Source organism: Streptomyces sp. P5F9 (assembly GCF_057961495.1).
Map to the genome: position 1 here is coordinate 21,513 of NZ_JBXVPZ010000006.1, position 19,770 is coordinate 41,282.

The following is a 19,770-nucleotide window of genomic DNA, read 5'->3' on the forward strand; positions in this document are numbered from 1 at the left end:
CTTACGTCGTCGCCTGCGCCGACTCGGCGGCCCTGCTCGGGTTCACGCCGGCGACCGCGCCCCATCCGCCGCGGACGGCGTCAATGATCTGCTGGTCGGTGATTGCCGCCGCCATGGTCGCGGGATCGGTGGACCCCGCTCCGGCGGCAGCGGTGAGCAGATCCGGCGTTACGACGAGGCCGACCATCATCGACGCCGCTTGGGCCTCTGTCGGGCTGAGGATCGTGCGGGCAAGACTCCAGCGCAGCGGGTATCCCGTTGTGGCCGAGTCCTCCGCGATGACCTCCTGGGCCACGATCGCGATGGCAGCACGGACGCGAGGTAGTAAAGACGGCTCGCAGGCCAGGGCGCAGATATCGGACAGCGAAAGCGGTAGGGAGGGCATGCCGGGCTCCTTACTTGGTGTAGGTGACACGTAGTTTCGGGGGGTTGGTCTGTCCGTAGCCGCGCGCGCGGCCGTAGTAGGTCAGGCCAGAGGTGTTTGGGTCCAGGGCGATGCCCCTCCACTTCGTTGAGTCGAAAACCGACGTGATGTCCACCCATTTGCCGACGTTCTTGGCCCAGGAGATCGTCATGGACTCGGAGTCGCTGGAGAACGTCGACGGGCGTGCAGTGTGGCTGTGTGCCTTGATCACTGCCTTGCCGCCGGTGTTGTAGTACCAGTGATCGAAGTAGAGGTAGAGCGACGCCTTCTGGATGGTCGCGCCCGAGAGATCGGTGGCCAGGGACGACGGGAAGCCGATCAAGCTGGCTTGCATGCCGTTGGTCGACGAGTAGTAGCCCTGGTAGCAGGAGTTGCCCCAGTACGAGTTGTAGGAGCCGCGGGCCGAGTACGAGCCGGACCAGGTCGCCGAGTACGTCTTCGTGTACTGCACGATGGGCGGATCGGCGGTGCCACCGCCGGTGTTGTAGACACCGGTCTTCGGTACGGCGGCTCCGATGTCCTCCACGACGAAGAAACAGGAGCGACCGGTGGTCGGCAGGCCCAACTCCATGGTCTGGCCGCTGGTGCCGCCCTCGTTGAAGAACGAGAGCAGAAACCGGTGCAGTCCGGCACCGAGCGTGCTGCCGGGGACGATGTACTCCAGGTCGGCCTTCCAGTACCGGCCCGTGTGGCTGGGCGTCATGATCACCATGTGGCGCAGCGTCGAGGTGATCGTGGGGGACACGGTGCCGCCGTCGCGCAGGTAGATCCGGGCTTCGCCGTCGTTGTAGTAGTCGAAGTCGGCCGTCGCCTGGAACGTGATCCTGTACATGCGCCCGGACTCGATCGTCGCGGGCAGCTCATAGAAGCCGATCTCGGTGCCGGTCGAGGTCACCGTGGTAGCGGGTACGCCGTACGAGAGGATGCCGCGGGGCCGCTGGTCGAGGATGGTGGCGATGTCGTCGCCGCCGATGGTCAGCCCGTCGGCGATGGCCAGGGACTGAAATCCGGCGTTGCCGTCCTGGTCGATTGTGGCGACGGGCACGCTGTCGGCCGCCAGGGTCAGGTAGTTGGGGCGGCCGGTCATGAGGGACACGGCCTCGTTGCCGTCGGCGTCGAAGAGCTGGACGCCCAGCGGGGACAGCTCGGCGCGCTGGCCGGACGAACTGGACGCGGTGACGTAGCGGGCGACGGCGTTGTCCCACAGAACGCTGCCCGCCGTCGAGGTGACCGACTTGAGCCGTACGACGACCTGCGCCGTGTTCTCCGGTGCGGCTACGTCGGCGATGCCGGAGATCCGTGTCCAGGAGCCGAGGACGGCGTTGCCGGTGCCTGTGGTGATGACCGCGTAGCCGAGCGGGGTGCCGGAGGCGTCGCGCCACTCGGCGTAGATGCTGATCCGGTCCCCGACCCAGTCGGTGGAGGCGTAGTAGTCGACCGCGAGGTAAACCTTCTGCCCCGGGACGGCGGAGATCGGACCGACGAGCGTCGGCTCGACGCCTGACGTAGCGTCCAGGCGCAGCGCCTTCGCGGTCCCGTTCCCGCCGGTGACGAGGGACATAGCTGTCGAGCCGGACACACGCTGCGCGCTGACCGCGCCCTCGAAGCTGGGGTCGGCGATCAAGTTCTCGCCCCCGGTGCCGATCGCGAGCCGGTCGGCGGTGAGGGAGCCAGCCTTGATGTGGGTGGCGTCGATGACGCCCGCGGCAATGGCGGTCGCCGTCACGCTGTTCACGGCGAGCTTGTCCGCAGTCACGGCCAGCGCGTTCAGCTTGTCCGTTGTGACGGCCAGAGCGGCGATCTTCTCCGCGGTCACCGCGAGAGCGGTCAGCTTGTCCGCGGTGACGGCGCCGGCGATCAGCTTCGGGGTGGTGATCGCGCCGTCCGCGATGTTCACGGTCTGGACGGCGCCGGTCTCGATCACCTCGACCGTGATCATGCCGATCTCGGTGGTGCCCGTGCCGCCGGAGTAGTTCGCGTAGAACACCGGGCTGATGTAGCGAGCGTTGGCGTGCAGGACGCCCGGCGACGTCGGCGACGCGGCGGCGGACGTGGTGCCGGTCGCGCCCGAGGCCGCGTACCCCTTGAGGTAGCCGGTGAAGCGCTGCCAGCCGCCGCCCGCGGTCAGGTTCTGCGCAGCGGCGGCCACGTAGTGCTGGGAGCCGGCCGACGCGCTGCCTGACGTGTTGACCAGGGTCGTGCCGTCCGCGGCAATCCCGGCGACCCCGAAGTAGAACCGCTGCTGGGTGGTGTCCGAGCCCGCGGCGGTCTGCCGGACGGTGACGCTGACGCGGTAGAGGACGGCCGAGTCGTACGGGATGAGGATGTCCGGCCGCCAGCAGGCGCTGACCGCGCCGACGGCCCGCATCACGTACCCGCCGGATTGGGCGTCCGTGACCTGGACGGAGGTCAGGTTCGTGAGGGTGGTCGCGGTGGTGGTGCTGGAGCCTGCGGTCCGCCAGCGGGCGGCGTCCGCTCCGGCGTCGTAGAGCTTCTGCACGACGGACGCCGCGGTGGTCACCGACAGTTGGCTCGTGGTGATCGAGCCGGAGACGATCCGGTCGGCGGCCAGCGAACCGGCGGCGATCCGGTCGCCCTGGATTGACCCGGCGATCATCTTGGGCGTGGTGATCGCACCGTCCGCGATCTGCACCCCGCCTATGACCGGGCGGACGGCGGCGTTGTCGAACCACAGGCTGCCGGCGGCTGCCTGGTACGACTCGGCCCAGATGGAGGCTTGGACTGTGGCGGCAGGTGCGGTGACGGTGCCGGAGACCCGGGTCCAGGTCGTGCCGCCCACGGTGAGCGTGGCGGGCTGGGCGACGCCCCAGCCCAGCGTTGTCCCTGCGGAGTCCTCCCACTTGGCGTAGAGCTTGACCATGCCGGTCGCCGTGTAGTCGCTGCTGGTGAGGTAGTCGTAGGCGAGATACAGCTGATCGCCCGCCAGGATGGGGACGGATGTGATCTTCAGGGAGCGGGTGGTCGCGGCCGTGGCGACCGCGTTGACCTTCAACGACTTCGCGGAGTTGTTGCCGGTGGAGTCGACGGAGAAGACGGTGCTGCTCGCGACGAGACCGGCACTGTAGGAGCCCTCGAAGGACGGGTCGGAGAGGACATTGGAACCCCCGACGATGGTCAGCTTGTCCGCGGTGATCGCGCCCGCTGCCACGGCCTGCGCAGTGACCGAACCTGCTGAAAGCTCCAGGGCCGTGACCGAGTTGGCCTGGAGTTCCCGCGCGCTGATCGCGTCCGCGGCGATCTTTCCTGCGGTCACCGAGTCCGTCGCGAGCGCCGCGGTGGTCACGCTCCCGGCGACCAGATTGCTGGAGTCGACCAGGCCGGTCTTGAGGGCCTCGATGGTGAACGCGTCGACCTGCATGACGCTCGCGGAGGCGCCGCCGCCCACCGCGTTGTAGTTCAGCCACAGGTACGGGGAGACGAACCGGACGTCGGCGTGGACTAGGCCCGCCGCGCGCGGGTCGGTGTTCGGCCCGGCCGCACCGGTCGCCCCGGCGGCGGCCCGGTCCTTGAGGTAGCCGACGACGGTGACCCAGCCGCTCGACGTCGTGATCGTCTGCCCGGACGCGGCCACGTAGTAGTGCGAGTTGGCGCTGTTCGCACCGTTGCGGTTCACCAGCGTCGTCTGGTCCGCGCCGACGCCCAGCACGCCCACGTAGAAGGTGTCCGAGCCGGAGGTGGCCGCGGTGAGCCTGAGCCGGGCGCTGACCCGGTACAGGACGCCCGGCTCGTAGGGGATGAGGGTCGTGCCGCGCTGCTGGACGAAGCCGGATGCCTGGCCGACGGTTTGCCCGGTCGGGGCGTCGGTGACGCCGCTTACGTGTGTCCAGGAGGCCCCGCTGCCCTTGGTGATGGTCGTCCAGGCCGCGGCGTCGCCCATCGCGTCGACATAGCGCTGGCTCGCCGAGTCGCTGAGCGCGCCCCCGAGCGCGTTGAGGGTCACCGCGCCGGAGGCGATCTTGGAGAGGGTGACCGCGGACTTGGCCAGCTTGTCTTCGAGGACCGCGCCGTCGGCGAGCGCGGTGGCGTTCACGGCGCCGGCGGCGAGCTTGGCGGCCGTCACGGCGTCGTCGGCGAGCAGCAGATCGTTGATCGCGCCCTGCTGGATCTTCTCGCTGGAGATCGCTTCCAGCGCGAGCTTGGCCTCCGTTACGGCGCCCTCAGCGAGCTTGACCTCCGAGACAATGCCGTCGAGGAGATCCTGTTCCACGGCCTGTCGGGGCGTGCCTGACGCAGCTTCTGAAGGGGAGCCCGTGAGCCCGGCCGTGGTGATGGCGAGCAGGCGCACCCACCGCTCGGTGTAGCCCTCCAGCGCGATCGTGACGCTTCCGCCGGAGACGTCGGTGATCGCTGCGCCCAGCGTGGTGACATCGGGGGTGAAGTCGGTGGTTTGCCCGACGTGCACCTGCATCGCTGCGAAGTCCGACGGCGGAGCGTCGGAGTCGTCCCACCAACCGTCCCAGGTGACGACCAGGCCGGAGAGCGCTGAGGTCACGACCGGGGGGCCAGGGGTGGGGGGCACCGTGGCGGCTGTGGCATCGGGGACGAGCGCGATACCGCCGTCCGGCTGGACCCCGACCGAACCAGCAAGCTGCCCGTCATCGGTGTAGATGTCGAGCGTGCCGCCCTCGATGGAGGTGTAGGCGGCTTTGGATGTGCGTTCGAGGGCCTGGAGCCGCCGGTCGTAGTCGGCCAGCAGCGCCGCGAAGCGCTTGGCGTCCGACTGGTTGTCCAGGAAATTGACCATGGCGCCGGATGGTCGGCGCCTGCGTGGCTAGTGTCGCGTCCTGATCAGTAGTGGAAGCTGTCGGAGCGCTTCAAGGTGAGGGTCACGAACCCATTCGCGCTGATCTCGTCGGAGACGATCCGGTGCCAGACGTCGATGTCCCCGACCCACGGCACGTGGACCTGCACGCGGATGTCGTCGCCGAGGGACCATGCGCCGAACTCGGCATTGCGGTGGTCGACGATCTGGATGGCGGGGATCTGCAATGCGGCGGTACGGCCCGCGAGTTCCTTCTGCCCGCGCTTGCGGAGCGCCGAATCCGAGGCGAGCGTCTTGTCGGTGACGGTCGCCACCCTGCGCAGCCGTCGACCGCGGTTGCCCACGACCTGCGCCCGCTTCATCTTCTGGCCTTCGCCTTTTCCCAGGACGATGGCCTCATCGGCGTAGTCCTCGCCCATGCCCTCCGGTTTGGCGATGGCGACCACGTTCTCGCCTTGGGCGAAACGGAGATCGCTGCGCTTCCGGCCGAGGCGCGGTGTGCCCAAGCGCAGCCTGTGAATGATCGTGTTGCTGGTCGAGTCCTTCCAGGTGTGGGTCTCCATCCAGTCGAACTGGTACTGGCTGACCAGCGTGTCCAGCGTCTGCCCGCAGTCGGGGTTGTCCCACCAGGCCAGCTCCCAGGGGTCGCTGCCGTCCTTCGCGCCCAGCAGCTCGCCCTTGTCGTGCGTGTCCAGGGTCAGGCCGACATCCCCGTGCGGCCGGGACTGCACGTGAGACCAGACCTTCCGGAATGCGTCGAAGACGTCCACGCGCGGACCGCCGTACGGCTTCGGCGCTGCCGGCACCTTCTGCTTCGGGCTGCTCCCGTCGATGTAGCCGTCGTGGTTCTTGTCCTTACCCGCGTACGGGTCCTTCGGGGTGATCAGCTTCCCGGAGATGATGTGGTCCTCGAACGGGATGCCGTGCGGGTACGACGCGAAGCCCTCGCAGGAGATCGTGGCCTGCGCTCCGTCGTACGCGGTCTTGGTGACAAGACCGCCCCACCGGAGATCGCCGTCCACCTCCAGGTAGAGCTTGGTGCCCCACTCCTGCAAGATCGGTTGGCCATCCGGACCGAGCAGCCGCGCGTACTCCGGCTCGACCGTTCCTGCCATCGCTCCCGGCCCCGACAGATCGCGCGTCGGATTCGAGGACAGAGTGAACGGCACTTGCCAGTCCAACACCTCCTCCGTCAGCGCATCTTGCGCGATGAACCGCCACCCGGTCGGCACAGCTCACACCTCCTCTTCGTCCGGGTGCTCGACGAATTCGACGTCGGCGATGATCGAGGTGTTGGCGTCGACGGACACGTCGCCGGTCGGGCTCTTGTACATGTACGTCTGCACGGAGAGGGTCTGCGTCGTACCCCGCAGCGCGCTGGTGATGGCGTAGTTGTCGGCGAGGACGATGGTGGAACGCCGGGTGTTGGCGCCCTGGTCGTCGTCGATGCCGGTGTCTTGCCCGAGGAGGGAACCGAACTTGGTCTGCATCCGCGCGTACACATCGGCTTTCGTCATGCGGAAGCCCGCGAACGTGATCACGAGCTTGGCCCGGGTCGCCCACGACGGCACGTCGATGTCCCAGCTCGCCGCGCCCGGCCAGTTGTGCCACTTGGCGTCGGAGTAGGCGAGCGTCGACAGGTCGCCGGGGAAGGCCGTGTAGAGGCGCCGGTCCCGGCGCGGGCTGACCATGTCCCGCAGGTCCTTGATCATTGCCTGTGTGATCGACGAGGTTCCCGCCGGGATGTCGATACGGGCCAAGGCGATGGCCGAGTCGGTGGGACGTACCTCGCGGACGTTGGTGGTCGTCTTCGGCACCCCGGAAACCACCCGGGTGAAGATGTACGGGCCGATAGTGGGATCGGTGGGGTTGGGCCAGGTTTCCCCGTAGGAGTAGGGGTTCTCCACCCGGGCGACAATCAGGTCCGAGCGCGCGGACGTACCGGTCCCAGCGATGTTCACCGTGTCCGACGCGGGCAGTCGGCCCGCGTACGCCTGATACGTCGCGCCCGCGGCCCGGTTGAGGACGGCACACGCTCCCGGTCGGACCTGTACCTGGGCGGCCGGTGACGACAACGCTTTCACCGCCAGGTCCCCGGAGCCGACGACGCCCTCCGCCCCGCCGAACGCGGCGTACGCCAGGAGCCGCGCCACCTCGCTGCTGTGCTCAGCACTTCCCTCGGTGAACCAGGGCACGCTGTCCCACATCTTCATCCTCCTTGCTGACGGCCTCTGGGCGGACAGCGGAGGATTACGAGGGACAGCCGTTTACGTCGCCTCCTGGCGCCGGACAGCTTGCTCAACTGGGCAGGATTGATCTTGGGCATCTACAGGTAGGCGTAGGCATCCCGCCAGGCCACCGTCATGTACGCCGTGGCAGTGGCGTCCGTTCCGCGGAGCACGAAGTCTTGCCGACCGGGCGGGATGAGCAGGTCCTCAAGCAGCGGAGACTTCCGGGTGATCAGGCCGGCCACGCTCGCGCTGCCTTTGAGCACCGTGCGGACCCACGGCCGCGGATCGACGGTGACCCGCTCGCCCGCCTTAAGAGTCAGGTCAAGTTGGAGCTTCCACTGGCTGACGAGTTCGCACACCGGCTGCGAGATCGGCCCGTAGATGTTGATCACCGGCCACGCAGGGCGATTGCCGCTCACGTCTATCTGCCCCGGGACGCGGACAGCTCCCTCGCCGATCATCGTGAGGGGCGACTTGAGCGGCCCCACCAGTCCGCGGTGGGGCGGCGGGGCCATGTCCACGCGAACGGTCTGCTCGACCTCGTCGAAGCTACCCGTATGTGACACCGCGAAGTTGGCGACCACTGGCGTGTATCCCTGCCGAGTGAGCTGGGACGCGGCCGGTGCGCACTGCCGGGGCCGTCCGTACCACCGACGTGCGCGACCGCCCTGCGTTGTGGACAACACCGCCGGTGTGGCCATGCGTGCGCGGACCGCTCGCGCATCCCAGACCTGCCGTATGACGGATACCGCATCCAGATTGGCGCCGTGCCGGGTCATCCGGTCACTCCCGGCGTCGACCGTGTCGACACCAACCTCGAACGTGATCGTGGCGCCGGTGGTGAAGTCCTGACCCAGCCGGACGCCGTCCTCCCGCGGAAGCGGGGTGTCGCCCGTAGTCGGATCGGAGTCCTTGATCTCGAACGGTTCGAGCAGGTAATAGCCGCTCCGCAAGGTCCCGAAGGTGAAACTCGCCCCCGGATGCACGCCGTTCGCGCCGTACGTGAGTTTCCACTCGCCCTCAGCCGGTGGCATACGCACCTCCCAGTCGAATCCGGCGCAGCTCGAACATCGCGTCGCCCAGTGCCTCCCCCGGGCTCATGGGGCGGCTGGCCATTGTGAGGTTGAGGTCACCACCGACGAGGGCGGCGGTCCTTGCGGCCTGCGGGACGGAGGCACGAGGCGCGGATGCTCGCGTGCCGCGGTTGATGGTCACCGCGCCATCGGCGTACTGGCGCAACGCTCCGTTCGCCCACGCGACGACGCCGCCGAACTCCTGCACCACCTGCTCGACGATGGCCTTCGACCGGGTTCGCTTAGCCGCGCTGAGCGGCACGTAAGCCTCGCCCCCGGTCTCCGGCTCCGCCCACAACCGCCACTCGCCCGGCCGGGCGATTTGCGCGACATGCCGCTCGGCTCCGGCCGCGAACGCCCTGATGCGGTTGCCGGCGCGGCGGATGCCGCCGTTGGCGTACCGCACGATGCCGCCGTCCGCGTGCTCGGAGACGTACGGCTTGCCCTGCGTCGTGTACCGGATGGTGACGGTGACGGTCTTGCCCGTGAGGCTGTTGATCTTCCCCTGAATCGCCTGGACTTGGGCGATGGGCAGCTTGTTCGGGGCGGTGATCCGGACCGTCTTGCCGGCTGACCCGTCGACGGTCCGGATCTTGTATCCGAGATCCTTCAGCGCGGCCTGGGCGGTCTTCGTCGGCGCCTTGACGTCAATGGATTTGCCCTTGGGTAGACCCGCGACCTTGTCCTGGACGCTCTTGAGGTCACCGGCTGCCTGTTTGATGATCGCCTGGACGGTGACCCGCTTCTTGTCCGGCGCCGCGGCGATGTCCTCTGCCAGGGCTGCGATGTTCACGCGGGCTGCGCCCGTAGGCGCCGTGACCGTGATGTTCTTGCTGCCCGGGATGCGCTGCACCTTGAAGCCCAAAGCCTCGATCTGGTTCCGGGCCGCGATGGTCGGCGCCGTGATCTGGATCGACTTGCCTGGTTTGATGCTCTCCAACTTGCTGCGCAGGCCAAGGAGTTCAGCTGTCGCCTCCGGGATTCCCTGAGCCGTGATCAGTGTGGTGATGGTCGCGGGTACGAATCCCATCTGGTCAGCCAGTGCCTTGGCCTCGGCCTTCGGGATGCCCATGTCCCGGGCGAGTTCGATGGCCTTCGCTCGGGCCTTCTCCATGGCGCCCTGGCTCTTGTCCATCGCGTCGGACATGGGCATCAGGCCCTGTTCCGCGGCCTCCTGCGCCTTCGTGGCGACGCCGAGCATCGAGTCGCGCAACTCGGTGAGCTGGCTGTTGAGGGTCTGGCCGTTGCGGGAGGCCGTGTTCACCAGGCCATCGCTGTCGACGAGCGCCTTGCCCCAGCCTTCGGCCCGGTCGGTGTTGCTCTTCATCGTGTCGTCGATCTGGAGCATCACGGAGTTGAGCTGGGCCGTCGCGTCGTGGAAGGAATCCGTGTTGTTGTTGAGAGCGTCGAGAGCCCGCTTGAGGGCGTCGACCCGGTCGTCGGCGGTCTTGGTCTTGTCGGCGAAGCCCTGGACGGCGGACTGGAGGCGGTCATACGCGCTCGTGCCGGTGGTGCCGCTGCCGTTGATGGCATCGGAGAGTTCCTTGTGCTTCTTCTGGCTGGTCTCCAGTTCGCCGCGCACGGAGCCGATCGCGTTCTTCGCGCGGATCGCGGCCAGACCCTCGTCGTCCCAGCCCTGTACCGCGCCGGCCGTGGTCATGGCCCATTCCTCGTGCGCGTCCGCAGTGGCCTGGAGTTCCTTCTCCAGCGCTTCCAGGCTGGTGCCCTGCCCGAGGTAGGCGTTCGTCAACTCGCCGAGATCGACCTTGGCCTTCCTCATCATGTCGACCAACTTGCCCTTGCCATCGGCAAGTTCGGTGTCCTGCAAGAGCTGCGCGGCGGCGGCCCTGACATTCGCGTCGATGGCACCGCCGGAGTCCGTGAGGGCCTGCGTGAGCTGGTCGATGCGCTCCTCGTGGGCCTTGGCCGCGCGAGCGGCGTCCTCTTGCCGGGAAGCCAGGAGACCGAGGCCGATCGTGGTGGCGGCGATGGCGATACCGAGGGGCCCGCCGAGCGCGGAGACCATGCCGCCCATGGCGCTCGACGCGACCCGGTTCGCCGCACCGATGCCGCGGACGGTGCCGCTGAGCCGACCGCCTTCCTGCGAGGCGTTGCGGTACGCGAGGCCCATCCGCTGCCACGTTGTGATCTGCGGGCCCATCACGCCGGGGCCGAGCTGTCCCCGCACCGTCGCGCCCAGCGTCGTGAATCCGGTGCCCGCGGTACGCACCTGCGTGCCGAGGTTGCGCAGCATCCCCGCGACGCTCGTGATGATCTTCAGGGCGAGCAGCGTGCCCAGGAACGTGGCCAGCACAGTGTTCGCGCCGGGGACCACGCTCATCAGGCTGTTGAAGACGTGGAGCAGCCCATTGAAGGTGACCAGCAAGACGCCGAGCCCGCTGCCGGCCGCCGACAAGTTGCCGATCGCGGTAGCCAAGTTGGAGACGAGGCTGATCAGCGCGGGCCCGATGGAGTGCCCGATGGAGTTGAAGAACGTCCCGAGCGATGGCATCAGCTCGGTCCTGATCTGCCGGATCAGGTCGGTGACGCCGTTGTCCTTCGAGGCCCGCCCCAGGCCACGAAAGAAGTCTCCGACAAGGAGGTTCAGCTCATGGAACGTCGGCGCGGCGTCCGAGAAGAGGTCCCGCATCGACGTCTGGCCCTTGGCCGAGTTCGCCCACCGGTTGAACCGGGTCATGGTGCCCTCGAACCCGTCGAGCAGGGCGTTCCCGGACTCCTGCGCCGCCTTCCCGACGCCTCCTAGCCCCTTGACGAGATCCCAGGTGGAGCGGCCGAGTTGGGCAGCCTTGTCCCCGGCGTGATCAAGGAAACGCGCAAGGGAACCGGTCTCTCGCCCGGCTTGCACGGAGGCCCGCGCCCACTGCGTGACTCTCTCAACGCCGCTGCTGACCCGCTCGACAAAAGGGCCGGAGGCCACCAGAAAGTCGAGGGTCGTGTGCCCGAGATTCGCGAGCCCGTCGGTCATGTGGCCGACGGCCGTGCTATTGGTGTCCGCGATCTTCTTGAAGTCGCGGCGGAACGGGCCGCTCTGCATGAACGTCGCGCCGCGCTTGGCCAGGTTGCCCATCTGCCCCGCGGTGTCGCCGAGCGAATCCCGCAGGAGCGGCAGCACGGAGGACGAGAGAGGCTTGATCTCGTCGGAGACCTGAGAAAAGAAGCGTTCCTGCACGGACTGGCGCATCTTGCGCCACGCACCGCTCAGGCTGGCGACCGTCGTGACCGACTCGCGGGCGGAGACGGAGAGCCCTTCGAGGGACTGTGCCAGAGCCTGCTGTTGGGCCTCGGTCTGCTTGGCCCCGGACGCGGCCTGCTGCTGGGCCTTGAGGGTCTGGGTCAGGGCCTCGCCGAACCCGCTGAAGGCGACCTTCGTGCCGATCGCCGCGGTGCCGGCCGCGACGATCATGCCGGGTATCGCGCCCAGCACCCCGACGGCGGGCGCGGCTGCCGAGACGAGCGCGGTCAGCCCGGCGCCGTACTGGGTGAGCAGTGCGACAGCGGGTTGCGCGAGCGAGAGTAGAGAGCCGATACCGAGCATCCGCAGCGACCCACGGCCGCGCGGAAGCCGCATCCGCACCGGCACGTTGACCGGCGTGCGGTCGGCTTCGCCTTGCGCGCCGCGGATCAGGTCGCGGACACCTGACACCAGGCCGCCGTTGCGGCTACGGCTGTCCGAGTCGCCGTCGGGCCGGACAGGCACCCGGACGTCCGTACCGGCGATACGCCGCGCGATGTTGTCCAGCTCGGCACGGAGCCGCTGGTCGTCGACCTTGATCTTGACCGTGGCTGTGACGCCCTTCGACGCTTCCTTGACGACGGTCTCAAGCCTCTTGCGCAGGCCCTTGGAGTCGACCTTGACCTTGACCTTTACGGCCAGGCCCTCGGCGGCAGCCTCGATCTTCGTGCGCAGTTCACGCGCGAACCCGGTGAGGTCGGCCGCGACCGGCACGTCGAGGCGGCCAGCCTGGAGGCCCTCAGCCACTGCGAACCATTCCTCTCTGCATCGCAGCCGCGAGCATCTGCCGGTGCCCCGTGAGCTGGGGGGCGGGCTGCGGCTGCGCGCCGGACCGCTGAGGAGCGGCGTCGGCGGGGTTGAACGGGCGAGGGATGGACGTCGGTTCGTCACGTCGCCGGTCGGCGGCCAGGATGCTGACCTCTTCGATCAGCTGCGCCAGGAGTTCCGTCTCTTTGGTCCACCCGTTGATCTGGGCTGACTGGACGCGGGATTCCTCGGGGAGGCCGTCGATCAGGACGATCAGACGCCTCAGTCCGATGAAGCCGTGTTCTCCTGGCTGTCGCCAGATTCCTCGGGCGTCGAGCCCGTGGTGGAATCGGCTGAGGTCGGACTCGACGTCTCCCCATCGCTCTCGGAGGAGTCGCCCAGTCCGAAGGACTTTCCCAGGTCAACCCCGTAGACCTTGATCAGGCCCAGGGTGAGGCGGACGTACGCGGGGAGGGAGGGGCCCAGTGCCTCGAACCGCTCGTACTCCTCCTTGCCCAAGAGGATGCGGTGCACCTCGTAGATCGCCTCGACGAACCGCCGGGGCAGGTTGGGGCGCTTGAAGACAAGGTCGATGACGACCGACGCGGTCGGGTTCTCGCTGGCCTCGACGACGTCGCGGAGCAGGCCGACCAGGTCCAGGTCCTCGGACAGCAGCGGGTCGAGCACCTTGGCCGGCAGTTCGGACGGGTAGATGAACTGCTGGTCGCGGTACTTGATCGGGATGCCGTGAGGGTGCTGGACTTCCCGGCGTTCGGCGGCGTCAAGGTCGATGACGAAGGACATGAAGAGCTTGCCTCTCGTGTGTGCGGGCTGAGTCGCGGGGTGCGGCAGCGCGCGGACACTGGCAGGCCCGTGGGCCTTGCGTCGCGCGCCGCCGCGAGAGGTCAGCCGCCTGTCGGGGCGAAGCTCGGGTCGTCGGTGATCACGTACCAGGCGTCGGCGTCGTCGCCGCCCTGTACCGCCAGGCGCAGGGGCAGGACGGCTTCCTTCGTCTTGGCGAGTTCGGTGTTGACGCCTTCCATCTGCATGGATCGAGGGACCATGTAGCGGTAGTGCTTGCCGCCGTCGATCACCTCGATGCACGCGGCGATCTCGGTGCGTCCGCCGATCTTGGGCGGCGTGAACTTGTAGTGCTTCTTGGTGTCCTGGCCGGTGACTTCGGTGATCTCGCCGCCGCCGTACACCGCCCGGAAGTTGTCGCCGGACCACTGCTGAAGATCGACCTCGATCGTCGACGCATCTTGGGTCTGGAAGGTCCTGGTCGGGTACGAGGACTGGGCGCTGCGCACTTGTTCGAAGCTGGGTTCGTTGTTGAACTTCAAGCTGTCCTCGGTCGTGAGCCCCACGGCGCGCCAGCCGGTGGGCATCGCGACGGTGGCGTCGGCCGGCGCCGCGGTGGCGACTGCGGCCAGCCACACGCGGGTGAGCGAGGGAACGACTATTTCGTTGTTGTTGGCGGTCTCGCCTGCCATGACGGGCATCTCCCTGGGGGTCCGGTGATCGGGCCCCGGAACCTTGGGGAGAGCAGGGAGCTAACGTCGCGCGCTAACCGGAGACGTTATGTCGCTTCCCAGAGGGTCCGCGCGATGTGTTCGGTACCGCGAGGGGTGCGAGGGCGGCTCGCACAGTGCCAGCCCCCGCGGGGCGGGCGCTGCGCGATGGTCCGCCAGCCGGCGCCGCGGAGACTGGCTCCGCTCTCGCCGTCCTGCGTATACGTGATCAAGCGCGAGTAGCCCAGGGCCTGCGCCGCTCGCCAAGCGGCCCCGTAGAGCATGCTGTTGGCGTTGCGGACGCCGTCCGTCGCCGTGCGGGTGACCTCCAGCGTTTCGCCGTTGTCCAGGTGACGGGCGACGGGGCGCCCGATGATCGCGACGGCTCGCAGTACGCCGTGCTGATCGGCGACGCCGACGGTGAATACGGCGCCGGGCGGCGGTTGGTGGTGGCGGTGCCACTGGGTGACGAACTCCTTCGCCTGCTTCTGCCGCAGCGGCACGAGGTGGAGGCGCACCTCTTCGTCGTCAACGTCCACAACCAGGTCCGCCTACGGGTGCAGGGTGACCAGCAGGCCGAGGAGCCAGCGGGGCTGTCCGTCGACGAGCGGCGACCAGAGGAGCGTGCCGGAGGGCCGGACCCCGCTGATGACGGGACGACCAGGTGTGTGCGGGGACTCGGGCAGCTCCGTCGTGGCCGCCGCGCAGACGAAGATGATCCGGCGGAGTTCGGCTTGCCCCGGCCAGCCGCCGGGGTCGCCGTACACCTCCAAGGTCACCTCGGGTTCCGTCGCCCACGCCAGAGTGCGCAGGTCCCCGCCGGGGCCATGAGTGACGCGCAGGTGCGGCCAGGGAGCCTCGGTGACCCCGGACACGCGGTCGGGGCCACCCAGGGCCTCGACCACGCGCGGGTGCTCACGGAGCCAGGCGAGTACCGCCGAGACCGGATCGGCGTCGGCGAGTTCGTACGGCGCGGCCATCAGGTACGGGCGACGTAGCCCTGCAAGCGCAGGCGGCGGGCGTAGTCAGCGGGCACGCGGACCTTGGCGCCCGGAAGGTAGCTGGTGCCCTCGATGTTGAGGTGGTGCGACAGCGTGATGATCTCCATCTCCGCGCCCAGAACAGCGGTGACGTGGACGGTCTTGATCTCCTCGACCGGGGCCGCAGTCGCGTCGGCCGGGGCCTCCGGCTCGGCGGTCTTGGTGACGTTCTTGGTAGTCATGCCGCGCACTGTGAGCGGTCGGCGGTGCTTGCGTCGCGGGCTCGGCGTCAGCGTTGGGCGGCCACGATTGCGGCGGCACGGGCCATGAAGTGCGTCCCGTCGGCGATCAGGTTGCCGGGGTAGACCGTGCCCACTTCGGCCTCGACGACCATCGGGCCGCGCGCGGTGACGGTCACGGTGACCTTCTTGCCGGTGATGATCGGCTGCCCCGTGCTGATGTTCCGGGCGACGCCTTCCGGGTCGATGGCCGTGGTGCAGCGGCAGTTCTTCAGGTTCGCGACGGCCCGGGACGACTCGTCGCGCGGCTGGAGCATGTACGTGTTCGGGCCGACGCCGCGGTGCTTGCGGTCCCAGTCCATGCTGTTGATCGTGAACCGTAGGTTGCCCGGCACGACCTGGCCCTGCGCCTCGATGTGGGTGGGGCGCACCCTGTCGTCGGCCATCGTGACCCACCGCTTCGTCGGAGGGGCGAGACGCCGGGCCTCGACCTCGACCTGGTGGGCGATGCGCTGGACGTACGGGGCGATCATCTGCGCGAGCATCGCCTCCAGCGCGGGGTTCGGGGTGAACTTGGCCATCACGGCACCTTGGGCGGGTTGCGGGTCGCGGTGACCTGGACGTAGTCGGCGGCCGGGCAGCCGGGCACACGGTGATTGCGGGCAGTGGTGACGGTCCACGTCATGCCGGTCTCGTCGCCGACGATGTCCCCCGGCTCCACGGTCCAGGCGGCCGGGTCCAGGCGCAGGGACCAGGTGCCGTCCGGCTGCTCCAACGCAGAGCCGGGCCAAGTGCCCCGAGGCGCGGACTGCTGGTTGGGGTTCGGCGGCACCGGGACGCCGTTCGCGTCGCGAGCCCATGGATGGTTGATCGCGTACAGCGTCAACAGCCGGTTCGGGAGGACCACGGCCACCGTGTCTTCCTTCCTGTCAGCGCCAGTGCCGCGTGCCGCTGGACGAGTACGGCCATGGGGCGCGCGGCGGGCGGGACAGCGGTTGGAACACGAGACGGCGCAGCCGGTTGAGGCTGTCGATCGTAGGGAGGGCGCCCGCCTGCCCAACCGCGGGTGCGGAGTCGTACGAGATCGACTGTCCTTCTGCGCTCACCGAGGAGACTCGCCGCCCCGGCCCCGTGCCCTGGTCGGGGCGCTGCCGAACGGACTCGGCGGCGTGCGCGACGACGTACCGCACCACCGTCTCCTCCTGGGCGCCGTTCAGGCCGACGAGGAGGTCTACGTCGTATGTGCCGTCCGAGTTGGCCCGGAAGGAGACGACCTCGGCGATGTCGTCGAGGCGAACGGGCCAGGTGTCGATGTCGTCGAGGGCATCCGTCCACCGAGGCGCGACCCCGCGGAGGGTGGTTGCGGTCGGTACGAGGGACCGGTTGAGGTGCCCGGCGACGTCGGCCTGGGCGTTGCGGATCTCCTCCTCGTAGGCGCTGCGCTGAGCGGAGGTGAGGGGAAGCGGGACGCCGAGCGCGTCGGCGACCGCTTCGGGCGATCCGACCAGGCCCTGCCCGGTGGGGAGGTCGAGCCGTACGGACGGGTCCGTGACGGGCTGCGCGGCCGAGTTGGGGGTGAAGGTCACCGCACCCCAGTACCGGCCCGGCGCGACGGCTGGCACGTCGAACCGGTACACCCCGGGTCGGAGCCGGACGGCGGGGGCGGCCGAGGCCACCACCGCCCCGTTGCGCTCGGGGGCGGCGTACAGGTCGAGGCGCAGGACCTCGCCGCCGGCAGGAACCGGGTCGTAGTGCGCCCCGGCCCATATGGGCTTGTGGTCGTAGACGGACACCGGTCATCTCCCTTACTGGTTGCTGCCGTTGCCCGCGGCTTGCTTGTCGAGGCGTTCGCGGATTCGCGCGGCGATGCCCTCGGAGACCACGGCGCCCTTGGGCTGGAGCAGGCGGGTGACAGGGGTGCGGTGCGGCCCCAGGAAGGTGCGCTCGACCAGGCGGACGGTGCACGTGAGGGTCGAGCCGAACGGGGTGAGAGGCACGAACACGGCGTTCACGTCCGCAGGCGGCTCGCCGGTGGCGTCGTCGAGGATGACGTCCGCCAGGTTCTCATCGTCAGGGATGACCTCGGTCGGCGCGACGTACGGACTCGGCGCCGGCGCTTCCGGGGCCTCTTCGACCCGCGGCGGCTCCAGAGGAGCGACATCCGGCGCGGCAGGGGCCGACTCAGCCGTGGAGACTCCGGTGTCGGGCGTGGTCGGCTCGGTCTTGCTCTCCTCAGGGACCTTGACGGCGGTCTTGCGAGGGCGGGCGGTGGTGGTCATGGGCAGGCTCCTCAAGCGGTGTCGATCCGATCGCGCGCACCATGCCCAAGGAGTTCGGTTTGTGTCTCGCCGTGCGAGGGGGATGGTGTCTCGGCTCCGGGGCCCCGCTTCAGGCAGGACCCCTATCGCTGAGGTCAGCCTCAGGCCGGGGCTTCGTAGGTGAAGCCGTTTGCCTTGGAGATGGTGCCGCTGTCGTCGGCGAGGTCGATGGTGACGGCCCCCAGCACGCCGGGCGGTGTCTTCACGGTCATCTCACTGGCCGAGCGGATGTGTAGATCGGTTCCGACCGCGCCTGCGAAGGTGACCGCCGAGACGCCGTCGAGGCTGGTGCCCTTGATGGTGACGGTGGTGCCGCCTACGGCCGGGCCCCTGGCGGGGCTGACGCTGGCGATGGTCGCCGCGGTGAACAGGCGGTCGACGGCGGAACGTTGGACGACCGTCCCGGACTGGTAGAGCAGGAAGAGCTTGGAGCCTTCGGGCTGCCCGTCTCCGGGTCCGTACGACTCGGAGACGTAGACGTCCTCAGTGACCTCAATGGGCGGGTCGTCGAGCGTGGCCGCGGGGAACGCGGCCCTCGTGATGCGGGTGCCATCCTGGCGATACAGACCCATGGTGTCCTCCCTGTGAATGTGGTGGTCGGCGAAGGGTGCGCAACGGCGGGAGCTTGGGTCTCGCCCTGCTAGAGCAATCGCAGGTGATCCCAACCGTCCGGGCCGATGCTGAGGACGAGCAGCCCCGCGGAGGACACTTCGCCGGAGCGAGCCGTGTACCAGTCAGATCCGTTGTCGAGGGTGGGCGCCTGGATATGCAGGCGCCTCCCGAACTGCTGGGCGCGGAAATGGTGGTAGTGGCCAGTGATCAAGACGGCGGCATCCGCGATGGCCTGACGACCGAAGCTCTGTGCCCGCCACCAGTCCCCGGCCTTCTCGGGCCGCGGGTACTGATGACCGTGCGCGAGACCCACCGTGGTCCCGGCAACGTCCAAGCTCACGGCCTCCCGCCACTTCTCCGGCAGGACAAAGCTGACGTGGCCGTAGGCATCGGTGTTGCGGGCGTACGCGTCAGCCACCTGCGACATGACCTCGATGCCCCAGTCGTCGCTCGGCGGTCCCACGGCTTCACGGCCGCGGCGGACCCGGCCATGGTTCGAACCGCACGTCGCGGCGACGACGCGGCCGAAGCGCCCGGCGAGGCGGTCCAGGCCCTCGAACGTGATTCGACGGTGGACGCGGATCATCTCGGTCATGGCCAGATCGTTGGTGTATGCCTGTTGTGCGGTGTTCTCGTAGTTCTCGACACAATCCCCGGCGTCCATCCAGTACGCGGCCGTAGGGCGTTGGCCGATGGCCTTCAGATCCCGAATGTGGTCGTCGAGTCGGTCGAACCGTTCCGCAACTCGGGCGATCAACTCCGGGGTTCCGCCGTCCCGGCCCACTTTGCCGACCTGAGCGTCGGCGTACACCACGACGAGCGCGCGTTCTGCGCTGTCTGTGGAGGTACGGGGCTTGCGACGGCGGCGCATCGCGTCGCGGACCAGGGCGTCGACGTCGCCCGCGGACAGCCAGGCGGGAGTGGTGGGTTCAACGGCGTAGCGGCAGCGCCAGACCGGCCGTGTGATCGCGTCCTCACCCTGGGCGTCTCGGTGCCATGCGGCTGGATCATGTCTGGCCTCGACCAGACGCACTCTCCAGCCCTCGGGGACGCTGAGTCCGAGTTCTTCGACGCGGGCGCGCCAGTCGGCTTCGCTGTTCGGAGGCTGCTCGGCGGCCGGGGCGGTAACGACCATCGTGCCGCCCGGTTCGTAGCGGACTCCGATCTCCCAGCCGCGTGGCGCCGGAATCGGGGCGCGCAGGACCTCGCTCGGCTGCGACTGCGCGATGGAGGTGGGCTGGAGCAGCGCCTCCAGGTCGTTCGTCAGGCTCATCGCGCGCACCGGCACCCGTTGGCCTGGCCGCGCCGGCGGTGACGCGCCACGGTGTACGACGTAATCAACTGACCATGCTGGCTGAGGACTTCGGCGATGGCAGTCGAGGAGACCGTGCGGGTGTCGAGGATGCGTCGCAGCGTCGCCGCGGTCTCCTCCACGGCCGAGTCCAGTACCGCCCCGACCCTGCACGGCGGGCCTTTGCGCGCGGCCGGTGCACCGGTGAGTGCGTCCAAGTCTGCTGCGAGTCCCACGAGTTGCTTCTCGTCCACCGAAGTTCCTTCGTCTCAGGGCGTATTGAAGGGGTAAGGGGGAGGCGCCACCTG

Annotated in this window: 18 protein-coding genes; all 18 read right to left on the minus strand. The window is 68.8% G+C overall.

Features of this window, described 5'->3' with window-relative positions:
- Position 1 precedes the first annotated feature (1 nt).
- The 18 genes from AC31A1_RS02235 to AC31A1_RS02320 all read right to left on the minus strand — a co-directional run bounded on the left by AC31A1_RS02235 (position 2) and on the right by AC31A1_RS02320 (position 19,716).
- Positions 2 to 385 carry a hypothetical protein gene (locus AC31A1_RS02235; RefSeq protein WP_489651535.1) on the minus strand — a complete coding sequence of 128 codons (384 nt, stop codon included), beginning with the start codon at positions 383 to 385 and terminating at the stop codon, positions 2 to 4.
- A gap of 10 nt (positions 386 to 395) precedes the next feature.
- Positions 396 to 5,189, minus strand: a complete 4,794-nt coding sequence (locus tag AC31A1_RS02240; protein WP_489651536.1) for a hypothetical protein — start codon at positions 5,187 to 5,189, stop codon at positions 396 to 398.
- 44 nt (positions 5,190 to 5,233) lie between these two features.
- Entirely contained in the window at positions 5,234 to 6,322 is a 1,089-nt protein-coding gene (locus AC31A1_RS02245; protein WP_489651537.1) for a hypothetical protein, read from the minus strand.
- Between the two features lie 120 nt (positions 6,323 to 6,442).
- On the minus strand, positions 6,443 to 7,414 hold the full coding sequence (locus tag AC31A1_RS02250) for a hypothetical protein (RefSeq protein WP_489651538.1): 972 nt from the start codon (positions 7,412 to 7,414) through the stop codon (positions 6,443 to 6,445).
- 119 nt (positions 7,415 to 7,533) lie between these two features.
- Positions 7,534 to 8,472 carry a hypothetical protein gene (locus AC31A1_RS02255; protein WP_489651539.1) on the minus strand — a complete coding sequence of 313 codons (939 nt, stop codon included), beginning with the start codon at positions 8,470 to 8,472 and terminating at the stop codon, positions 7,534 to 7,536.
- Positions 8,459 to 12,511, minus strand: coding sequence for a hypothetical protein (locus AC31A1_RS02260; protein ID WP_489651540.1), 4,053 nt, complete (start codon positions 12,509 to 12,511; stop codon positions 8,459 to 8,461). The genes AC31A1_RS02255 and AC31A1_RS02260 overlap by 14 nt, the downstream gene beginning before the upstream one ends.
- A gap of 282 nt (positions 12,512 to 12,793) precedes the next feature.
- Positions 12,794 to 13,315, minus strand: coding sequence for a hypothetical protein (locus tag AC31A1_RS02265; RefSeq protein WP_489651541.1), 522 nt, complete (start codon positions 13,313 to 13,315; stop codon positions 12,794 to 12,796).
- Positions 13,316 to 13,416: 101 nt separating this feature from the next.
- A complete protein-coding gene (locus tag AC31A1_RS02270; RefSeq protein WP_489651542.1) occupies positions 13,417 to 14,004 on the minus strand; it encodes a phage tail tube protein in 588 nt (195 codons plus the stop codon).
- An 86-nt stretch (positions 14,005 to 14,090) separates the two neighbouring features.
- On the minus strand, positions 14,091 to 14,561 hold the full coding sequence (locus AC31A1_RS02275; RefSeq protein ID WP_489651543.1) for an XF1762 family protein: 471 nt from the start codon (positions 14,559 to 14,561) through the stop codon (positions 14,091 to 14,093).
- 12 nt (positions 14,562 to 14,573) lie between these two features.
- Positions 14,574 to 15,002: a hypothetical protein gene (locus AC31A1_RS02280; RefSeq protein WP_489651544.1), complete on the minus strand. Its 429-nt coding sequence runs from the start codon at positions 15,000 to 15,002 to the stop codon at positions 14,574 to 14,576.
- A complete protein-coding gene (locus AC31A1_RS02285) occupies positions 15,002 to 15,244 on the minus strand; it encodes a hypothetical protein (protein ID WP_489651545.1) in 243 nt (80 codons plus the stop codon). Before AC31A1_RS02285 ends, AC31A1_RS02280 begins: the two co-directional genes overlap by 1 nt.
- Positions 15,245 to 15,291: 47 nt before the next feature.
- Positions 15,292 to 15,822 carry a structural protein gene (locus AC31A1_RS02290; RefSeq protein ID WP_489651546.1) on the minus strand — a complete coding sequence of 177 codons (531 nt, stop codon included), beginning with the start codon at positions 15,820 to 15,822 and terminating at the stop codon, positions 15,292 to 15,294.
- On the minus strand, positions 15,822 to 16,154 hold the full coding sequence (locus tag AC31A1_RS02295) for a hypothetical protein (RefSeq protein ID WP_489651547.1): 333 nt from the start codon (positions 16,152 to 16,154) through the stop codon (positions 15,822 to 15,824). Before AC31A1_RS02295 ends, AC31A1_RS02290 begins: the two co-directional genes overlap by 1 nt.
- A 16-nt stretch (positions 16,155 to 16,170) precedes the next feature.
- Complete coding sequence (locus AC31A1_RS02300) at positions 16,171 to 17,034, minus strand: hypothetical protein (protein WP_489651548.1); 864 nt, start codon at positions 17,032 to 17,034, stop codon at positions 16,171 to 16,173.
- A 12-nt stretch (positions 17,035 to 17,046) separates the two neighbouring features.
- Complete coding sequence (locus AC31A1_RS02305; RefSeq protein ID WP_489651549.1) at positions 17,047 to 17,520, minus strand: hypothetical protein; 474 nt, start codon at positions 17,518 to 17,520, stop codon at positions 17,047 to 17,049.
- 140 nt (positions 17,521 to 17,660) lie between these two features.
- Complete coding sequence (locus AC31A1_RS02310) at positions 17,661 to 18,131, minus strand: IPT/TIG domain-containing protein (RefSeq protein WP_489651550.1); 471 nt, start codon at positions 18,129 to 18,131, stop codon at positions 17,661 to 17,663.
- Between the two features lie 68 nt (positions 18,132 to 18,199).
- A complete protein-coding gene (locus tag AC31A1_RS02315) occupies positions 18,200 to 19,444 on the minus strand; it encodes a metallophosphoesterase family protein (protein ID WP_489651551.1) in 1,245 nt (414 codons plus the stop codon).
- Positions 19,441 to 19,716: a hypothetical protein gene (locus AC31A1_RS02320; RefSeq protein WP_489651552.1), complete on the minus strand. Its 276-nt coding sequence runs from the start codon at positions 19,714 to 19,716 to the stop codon at positions 19,441 to 19,443. Before AC31A1_RS02320 ends, AC31A1_RS02315 begins: the two co-directional genes overlap by 4 nt.
- Positions 19,717 to 19,770 lie beyond the last annotated feature (54 nt).